This is a genomic window from Lederbergia ruris (genome assembly GCF_018332955.1).
GTDB classification, from domain to species: domain Bacteria; phylum Bacillota; class Bacilli; order Bacillales; family Bacillaceae_C; genus Lederbergia; species Lederbergia ruris.
Genome location: NZ_BORB01000070.1, coordinates 1 through 8939, shown reverse-complemented (window position 1 = coordinate 8939; position 8939 = coordinate 1). Strand labels below are relative to the sequence as shown.

Here is an 8939-nt window from a genome sequence, read left to right as displayed (position 1 = left end):
GTCTTTCGCAAATCACCACGCACACAGAGGCTCCATGTCAAGCCTTCAAATACACATTTAAATAAGTTTCGAAGCACAATGAAAAAAATTAACTTTTATGTGTCCTAAATATTGACGTAGATCCAATGAAAAATAAAAGGTTATAATGAATTGTTGAAATAAATTCATTGTAACCTTATTGGAGAGGTTATAATGAACAAAAAAAATATAAAAGTCACTCAGAATTTTATTACTTCAAAATATTATATAGAAAAAATAATGAATCACATAAGTTTAAACGTTAAAGATAATGTTTTTGAGATAGGAGCGGGTAAGGGTCATTTCACTTTGGAGCTGGTAAAAAGATGTAATCATGTAACGGCAATAGAAATTAACCCTAAATTATGTGAGATAACACGTAATAAGCTCTCAAATCATTCTACTTATCAAATTGTTAATGTTGATATATTGCAGTTTAAGTTTCCTAGACAAAAAACTTATAAAATATACGGTAATATACCTTATAATATAAGTACAAGTATAGTTAGAAAAATTGTGTTCGAAAGTATGGCTACCATAAGTTATTTAATTGTAGAATATGGGTTTGCTAAAAGATTATTAAATACAAACAGATCACTAGCATTACTTTTAATGGTAGAGGTGGACATTTCTATTCTAGCAAAAATCCCAAGAGACTATTTTCATCCGAAACCTAAAGTGGATAGTGCGTTAATCATGTTAAAAAGAAAATCAACAAAAATGTCAGCCAAAGAGAGAAAAATATATGAATACTTTGTGATGAAATGGGTTAACAAAGAATATAAAAAATTATTCACAAAAAACCAATTTAATAGGGCTTTAAAACACGCAGGGATAAATGATTTAAGAAATATTGATTTTGATCAACTTCAATCTGTTTTCAATAGTTACAAATTGTTTAACGGCTTAAAGCGATAAACTTGATAAAAATTGAGAGCATGGAATAACGTGATTATTATTAGGAAAAATTAATCTTTAATCATTAGTAGGATAGCATACCATTAGATGCTATCCTGTTGCTTTTTGGTATTAGAAACTATATTTTAACTATAATTTTTAGACGTTCAATTAAAATGAGCGTCTTTTTTTATGCCTAAAATAAAGAGTAGAGGTGAAATATAACTGTGCTAACATTAGGAAGTCTATTTGATGGAATAGGTGTCTTCCCCCTCTCCGCTTCTCGTAATGGAATTATACCAACATGGGCAAGTGAGATAGAAAAAGCACCTGTATCTATTACGAAACGGCATTTCCCCAACATGCTCCATCTCGGAGATATTACAAAAATAAATGGTGGAAAAATACCACCTGTTCATATCATTACATTTGGTTCTCCTTGTCAGAACTTATCAAATATAGGTAAACGAGAAGGTCTTACAGGAAGTCAATCCAGTTTATTTTATCATGCAATTCGGATTATCGAAGAAATGAGGTGTGCAACGAATGGAATATATCCAGTTATCGCTGTTTGGGAAAACGTCATGGGAGCTTTTTCATCAAATAACAGGCTGGATTTTAAGGCCGTGCTTGAGACGTTCATAAATACCGAAATTCCAATGCCTACTTCTGGAGTCTGGGCAAACGCTGGAATGGTCCGAGGGAATCATGTTGATGTCGCTTGGCGATTGTTGGATGCCCAATATTGGGGAAGACCCACGCTTGCTCAAAGAAGAAGACGTATCTTCCTCGTGGCAGATTTTGGAGGAAGACGTGCCACAGAAATATTATTTAAAGCCCGGAATTTGCAATCGTTTCCTACGTCTTGCGGAAAAAACAGGCTGTCCTCCACCAGCACCAGTCGAATATTTGTTTCAAAAACAAGGGGGAAAATACCTATCGTCCGACCCTTTCAAGAAAGACGTATGCGAAGTACCGCAAAAGAAAAAAATAAAACAGGATTCATCGGAAGTTTTGGGCGGACACATGACCCTTTTCCAACTCTGCTCGCAGGTTCCGTAAACTATTTTTCATTTTGGTATGAAGGAGAAGAACAAGAAGGTTTTATTCGACAACTTACCCCATTGGAATGTGAACGCTTGATGGAATTACCAGAGGGCTGGACAGCTTTAGGATACAAAAATGAAGCAATTAGTGATTATGCTAGATATAAAGCAATTGGAAATGCGATTGCCGTGCCATGTGCGGAATATATCATGGCTGGTATTGCGGAAAGTTTATAGTAAATCAATTTTTGAGCATGTTGGATTATTCTCATCTGATGTGCTTTTTTTATGGATTCATAGAAAGGGGAAAGTTGCACGATGTCTTTGAATGAACAAGATATATACGAAGAAAAGGTCATGGAATGGATCGATGACCATTTTGTTATGAATGAAATTGAGATTGAAGACTTTCCGTTTTTTCCTTATGGGAAATTGATCCGTGATGAAAATGGAGAAACAATGGTTGTATTATGGTGTGTGATTTATGGGCGTGTGGATTATCGACTACAAGAAGCATAGGAGTGATTGACAAATGAAAGAGTATTTTCCCCGTTCCCCTCCCCTCTCCCCTTGCTTACTAATAAATAACAAAAATTAAAACAAGAAGAGAGGTCTATATAATGGAGTTAAAACATGTCATTCCAAATATGGAAAAAACGTTTGGAAATTTAGAATATGCTGGTGAAGGTAAGGTGGAACAACGCCGTATTAATGGGCGCATGACAACATTGTCACGTAGTTATAATTTGTACTCCGATATTCAACGTGCAGATGATATTGAGGTAATCTTGCCACAAGAAGCCGGAGAGAAATTTTTTGAACATGAAGAAAAAGTGAAATTGGTCAATGCAAAAATTACCGCAGAAGGTTATAAAAAAATTGGTGATCGCGGTTTTACAAAATACATTTTACATGCTGACGATATGGTCAAAGCATAAGGAGGAAAAAACATGAGGTTAGCAGAAGGAATTGTCATTGATAAAGAAAAGACGTTTGGTTTATTAAAGTTTTCGGCATTACGTCGTGAGGTATTTCTTCAAAATGAAGATGGCACGGTATCAACAGAAGTCAAGGAACGCACGTATGATTTAAAGTCTCGTGAACAAGGTCGCATGATTCAGGTGAGTATTCCTGCTTCTATTCCCTTGAAAGAATTTTATACAATGCAGAAGTGGAACTCATTAACCCTGTCGCAGATACCGTCGCAAATGCAACATTCCGTGGCGCAGATGTTGATTGGTACATTAAAGCAGATGATTTAGTCTTAAAGGGAAAAGCTGCAACATCGACTAGTAATGTTTCAAAATCTACCCCTGATTCGCTAAAAAATTCCTTGTTCGATATTTTAGAGCAATTTAATCCAAATGCTCCACTGGAAATCTTGTTTGACTATGTACGAATTCGATTTTTAATAACAAACCCGAAGCCTATCATTGAAGATATTTTGAAATTGAAAATGGAGTACATGTTGCATGAAGATTATGCGTTTTACTCTTATATGGAACAATATGTTTTTGGAGATATCGTGGTCATGGTTTCACCCGATGAGGACAAAGGCTGTTTATTAGAACTTAAAGGAAAGGGATGCAGACAATTTGAGAATTTCTTATTAGCTCAGCAACGAACGTGGTTCGATTTTTTTATGGGCGTGTTTCGTGTTGGCAGAGTTTTCAAACGAATTGATCTTGCGATAAACGATAAGACAGGCATATTGGATATTCCGTTTCTAACAGAAAAATGCCGTCATGAAGAATGTATCTCTGTTTTTCGTAGTTTTAAAAGTTACCGTTCTGGTGAACTCGTACAGAGAATGTCCATCGAGTTCAAGCAAAAGGATTAAGACATTCGCATGCGTCGTATTTAATTAATGAATTTATTTTGGGATCTCATTCAGCCAAAAGCTATATTATAGTTGAAAAGGAAATGAAATACCAATTGCATTGTATCATTAATCGCTTCGCACTCTTGCACGAAATTGATGTTTATTATTCATCCTGCTCCATCCTTTCTAAAGAGAATCAAAAGAGTCTTAAACCGTCTGGATTTTCATTTTTCTCTTCATTGCGAAAGACATTAAATTGCATGGAGCTTTCCTTTTTTTCTTCCTGTATTTCCAGAAGATTGTTTTAATCCCATAACATGTTCAAAAGCTTCACGATAAAGACACAGGGCGCACATTCAGGGTTATCGCAAAACCATTTGCGGATCAGAATTTGCAGCTGGACCGAAAGGGTGTTCGGTAATTATGTAAGGATTCAATCGGAAAGCTCGTCAATATTCTTATCCATTTGTAAATTAATGAAGGGCAATTTGAAATCTTCTAATTCCTAAGTATAGATAGCCAATTATCTTGAAAGTAAATGGTTATTTTCCATTGACTAAATGTTCATTCAAAGATAAAATGTTGATAAACTTGAATTTTATGGGGGGATTTTAATGGATTTGTACTATGAGATTAATGGTACTGGACATCCAGTTGTTATGATCCATGGCGGAGGTACTGATTTACGGGAATGGAATTACTTGGCACCTCTACTGGCTAAGCATTATCAAGTAATTTCTGTTGATGGTCGAGGTGTTGGTCAATCACCAACTCCGAAAGACCAAGTTAACTATGTGGAAGATATGCGGTTTTTTATAGATGAGCTTGAGCTTGATAAGCCAACCATCATCGGTCATTCCATTGGTGGGCAAATTGCAACTGAATTCGCTTTAACTTATCCGGAAAAAGTCACAAACCTTGTTTTAATTGCTCCTGCTTTATCAGGATTTCAAGGTTACACAGAATATGAGCAAATAATGCAAAAGGTGATGGGGGCTGCCCCGGATGTGGAGAAGATGGTAGATTTGATGCTGCATTCTCCAATGTATCAAGTCGTTATCCATAGTCCGCAAAGAAATCTTGCCACGCAAATGCTTCAAGATCAGTTTCAACGAGTGTTGGGTGGACCTGCTTTTGAAATGATATGGCCCAATCCTCCTGCCATCGACCGATTAGAAGAGTTGACAGCCAAAACATTATTTATTATTGGCGAAAAGGATTTACCTGAAAATTTTCTTGCTCTTGAACACTTTAGAAAAATTCCAAATATCAATTTTATTGAAATACCAAATGCTGATCATATCTTGACCTTGACACATTCTGAAGCGTTAAATCAGGCAATCACTGCTTTTATGGAGGAATGAAGTTAAAATGCCACGTACACCAGAAGAGAATAATCGTATTCGCCAAGCATCCAAAGAAAAAATTAGAGCTGCGGCTATGGAGTTATTTATGAAGCAGGGATATTACGCTACTTCTATAAGCGATATAGCTAAACAAGGGGGGATTTCGAAAGGTTTGCTCTATAATTATTACAAAGGAAAAGAAGAGCTGCTTGCTGAAATGGTAGAGAGAAGAATCAGAGAAGTGGTTGAAGTCATGGAAGAAGCAACCACTTTAGAGACTGCTAGTGAACAGCTTGAATATATAGTCAATGGCGCCATTGATAACATTTATCAAAATCCGGAAGTTCATCGGTTCTATCTTCATTTGCAAACTCAGCCAGAAGCTGATGAAGAGTTGATAAAATACAGTTATCTCATTATTGAAGAAAATGCCAGGCAATTTGAGTTTCAATGTGAAATATTTGAAAGAATGGGAATAAATGAGCCGAGGAAACGGTCGCTATATTTTTCGTCCGTGCTTCAAGGCAGCATGCTGATGATATCTACCTATCCGCAGAAGTTTCCCATTGAAGAGATAAAAGCACAAATTATTCATGAATTTTGCAGATCATCTAATGTATAAAATAGATAAGGAACCTTAACAGTTCGATTAATGGTCCAATTGATGTTCCTGAGTCAAATGAAATGTGTACACACCATTTCGGTGAATGTCAGTCTGTTTCAATGTGAAAACTGTGGAGGAGAAATGAATCCAACGTACTATAAAGGAATTCATCGGCAGGTAACTTTCAGCTGTAAATGGAGAAAACAATCATGATAAAAGTCAATAAGGTTCATTACAGTTATGATTCAACCAAAATATTAAATGGCTTGAATTTGTTGGAGAGTGATCCAATCATCCTTGGACTTTGGGGGCGGAAGGGCACGGGGAAAACAACCTTAATGAAGCTGTTAGCTGGCCATTTAAAACCTGATCAAGGTGAAATAACTCTATTTGGATTTAATGCAAGAGGAACATCCATTCAGTGTGATTTGGAAGGTAAAAGATGCGTTTCGATGCGTTACGCTTTGGTGATTATTACAATCCAAATTTCGATATGAATTTTGCAAAAGAACTGTTAACTGATTTTAATTTACATGAAAACAAACATGTAACCAAACTCTCCAAAGGTATGAAATCCGCATTGCAATTTATTATTCTGCGAAAGAGTATATCAAAAGAAGATATATGCCGAAGGCATTCCAGCAACGATGTTTGGGGTTCAAGATATTCAAAAAGAGTACGAACAACTAGTGAAACTTGGAGTGAAGTTTACCATGGAACTGACAGAAATGGTGGAAGTCACAATAGCTGTCTTCGATGATACATGCGGCAATCTTATTCAGATCGCTCAGCAGAACTCATGACGAAAATGTGATGTATGAGAAGTTGTGAAAGCAGCTTTTTATTATTAGAAAAAATATTAATAGAATAGAGGTGCAATGTATGGGGGTAGAAATTTATCAATTAAGTAAGTCTTTTGGGGAAACGAAAGCTGTTAAAAATCTTAGCTTCTCTTTGAAAAAGGGGGAGGTACTCGGACTTCTTGGAAGAAACGGAGCGGGCAAGACAACTACAATTAAAATGTTGCTATGCTTATTATCACCGGATCGAGGGGAAATGAAGTGGGAAGGAAAAAGGCTTGATCAGGCAAATGTCTCAATCGGCTATCTTCCTGAAGAAAGGGGACTTTATCCGAAAACGAAGATTGTCACACAACTTCGTTATTTTGGTGAGCTTGAAGGTATGAGCCGCAAACAAGTTGATGAGGCAATTGATCATTGGCTTGAAAAACTTGAAATAACCGAATATAAAACAAAAAAAGCAAATGAATTATCAAAAGGAAACCAGCAAAAAATTCAATTAATCGCAACATTGTTACATGATCCGGAATTGATTATTTTAGACGAACCATTCAGTGGCTTAGACCCAGTAAATGCCAATCTGTTATCCTTGATCATTGAAGAGCAAATAAAAGCAGGAAAAACCGTCATTCTGTCGAGTCATCGAATGGAGCAAATTGAAAGCTTTTGCGAGCATATTTGTTTAATGAAAAAAGGAGAAGCGATCGTTAAAGGGAGATTGGATCAAATTAAACAAGATTACGGCTTCCGTAATTTAACGATTTCGAACAGTGAAGCTGTTGAAGCTGCACTTCATGATTGGAAAATACCTTTTGAAAAAGGACAAGCCGACATCGTCGTGAAAGTGACGGATGATAAAGAAGCGATTCAACTTCTCAACCGATTCGAGGAACGCTCGATCCCCATTCGCAATTTCAGGATGTTAGAGCCGACATTAAATGAAATCTTTATTGAAAAGGTGGGATAATATGGGGAAATTTATGACCGTTTTTAAGTTTCATTTGAAAGACGGATTGACTTCGAAGTCATTTATCTTCGGTAATCTAATTACAATTGTAATTGTACTTGGGATTTTTGGCTTTAGTCATTTTTCGTCGAACGGGTCAAAGGATGAAGTCGCATTCATTAATCCAACGTCCTACAAAACAAATATCGATCAGCTAAATAAAGGCCTGAATTCGGTAAAACTGTTTTTACAAGAAGAAGGCGATCTGGCGCAATTAAAGAAACAAGTTAGAGTAGGGGAGCTCGATGGCATTATCGAAATGAAAGAAAAGAACGGTTTACCCGCATTGACGTACACGTATAAATCTTTTGCTGATCAAGAGCTAGTGGCCATCCTAACTCAAAAAATCCAACAAGTAGGGATCAATAAAACAATTGCGGATTCGAACGTTAACCCGGAGGTTGCGGCTAAACTGGTAACACCCGTTCCAGTAGAAAACAAAGCATTAAAAGATACGACTGGAACAGTGGGGATCGTTTATATTTTCGTTATCCTAATGTATTTGTTAATCCTCGGTCAAGGTCAAATGATTGCAAATACCATTACTGCTGAAAAGGCATCGCGTGTTATGGAAATCATGATACCGAAAGTAAAGCCGATCTATATGATGTATGGAAAAATTCTTGTACAGTTAGTCACGGGACTAGTGCAAATTGTTATCATGCTTCTAGGCTTTCTTGCAAGTTACTCCTTAGGTTGGATTGATGGGAAACAATTTTCATTTTTCGGCTTTGATATTGATCTAAGCAATTTAACTGGAATCGTGATTGCTTCCTTTATCATTTATTTTATTCTCGGCTATCTATTATATGCGATTGGATATGCAGCAGTCGGTGCTGTCGTTAGCCGAACGGAAGACTTAGGTTCAGTTTCTTTCCCGATTATTATGTGCATCATGGTGGCTTTTTTTATCGGAATAAGCTCCATCTTTAACCCTGCATCAACACTTGTTGTTGTTAGCTCCTATATCCCAATTACATCACCGATTGTGACATTTTCAAGAATCGTATCCGGCGAAGCGGGCTATGCGGAGATGGGCATTACCATCGTCATTCTTCTAGCTAGCATTGCAATCATTAACCACTTGGCAAGTAGAATTTACGTGAACGGCGTCATGAATTACAGCGGAAAAGTGAAATTTAAAGATGTTATTCAAATGGCACAAAAACATTAAAATAAGCTATTTTACTAGTCTAAAAAAATCAGCATGGATGGAAAGGGTCGTGCACTGGATAATATCATTATCGAACGTTTTTGGCGAAACATAAAGTACGAGGAGCATTCCTGTAATGAAGAAATTTGAGGATTGAACAAAAAAGAGCCCTCTTGGTATAGTACAGGGTGTCATGATCATGACCCCGAAATTAAATAAATACCAAGGAGGACTCACCAATGAATTA

Annotated in this window: 9 protein-coding genes and 3 pseudogenes; all 12 read left to right on the top strand. The window is 36.6% G+C overall.

All coding sequences use genetic code 11. The features are described 5' to 3' along the window. The first annotated feature begins 192 nt into the window (after positions 1-192). Positions 193-936, top strand: a complete 744-nt coding sequence (erm, locus tag KI363_RS21080) for a 23S ribosomal RNA methyltransferase Erm (RefSeq protein WP_212967556.1) — start codon at positions 193-195, stop codon at positions 934-936. Positions 937-1142: 206 nt separating this feature from the next. Continuing rightward, the gene (locus KI363_RS21075) at positions 1143-2198 is read left to right on the top strand and encodes a DNA cytosine methyltransferase (protein ID WP_246516983.1); all 1056 of its coding nucleotides are present in this window, start codon (positions 1143-1145) and stop codon (positions 2196-2198) included. 81 nt (positions 2199-2279) lie between these two features. Then, positions 2280-2480 (top strand): hypothetical protein, encoded by a 201-nt coding sequence (locus tag KI363_RS21070; RefSeq protein ID WP_212967555.1) that lies wholly within the window; start codon positions 2280-2282, stop codon positions 2478-2480. A 101-nt stretch (positions 2481-2581) separates the two neighbouring features. Then, positions 2582-2899 (top strand): YdcP family protein, encoded by a 318-nt coding sequence (locus tag KI363_RS21065; protein ID WP_212967554.1) that lies wholly within the window; start codon positions 2582-2584, stop codon positions 2897-2899. 12 nt (positions 2900-2911) lie between these two features. Beyond that, positions 2912-3276, top strand: a pseudogene (locus KI363_RS21060) (YdcP family protein); the annotation flags it as partial. Beyond that, positions 3277-3771 (top strand): annotated as a pseudogene (locus tag KI363_RS21055) (replication initiation factor domain-containing protein); the annotation flags it as partial. It lies immediately after the preceding pseudogene. Positions 3772-4397: 626 nt separating this feature from the next. Then, positions 4398-5147 (top strand): alpha/beta fold hydrolase, encoded by a 750-nt coding sequence (locus KI363_RS21050; protein WP_095260021.1) that lies wholly within the window; start codon positions 4398-4400, stop codon positions 5145-5147. A 7-nt stretch (positions 5148-5154) separates the two neighbouring features. Continuing rightward, on the top strand, positions 5155-5751 hold the full coding sequence (locus tag KI363_RS21045) for a TetR/AcrR family transcriptional regulator (protein ID WP_212967553.1): 597 nt from the start codon (positions 5155-5157) through the stop codon (positions 5749-5751). 191 nt (positions 5752-5942) lie between these two features. Further along, the gene (locus KI363_RS21040; RefSeq protein ID WP_191811441.1) at positions 5943-6230 is read left to right on the top strand and encodes an ATP-binding cassette domain-containing protein; all 288 of its coding nucleotides are present in this window, start codon (positions 5943-5945) and stop codon (positions 6228-6230) included. Between the two features lie 102 nt (positions 6231-6332). Beyond that, positions 6333-6536 (top strand): annotated as a pseudogene (glxB, locus tag KI363_RS21035) (methylglyoxalase); the annotation flags it as partial. Between the two features lie 79 nt (positions 6537-6615). Continuing rightward, complete coding sequence (locus tag KI363_RS21030) at positions 6616-7500, top strand: ABC transporter ATP-binding protein (protein WP_191811445.1); 885 nt, start codon at positions 6616-6618, stop codon at positions 7498-7500. A 1-nt stretch (position 7501) separates the two neighbouring features. Next, a complete protein-coding gene (locus KI363_RS21025) occupies positions 7502-8713 on the top strand; it encodes an ABC transporter permease (protein ID WP_212967552.1) in 1212 nt (403 codons plus the stop codon). Positions 8714-8939: the final 226 nt, after the last annotated feature.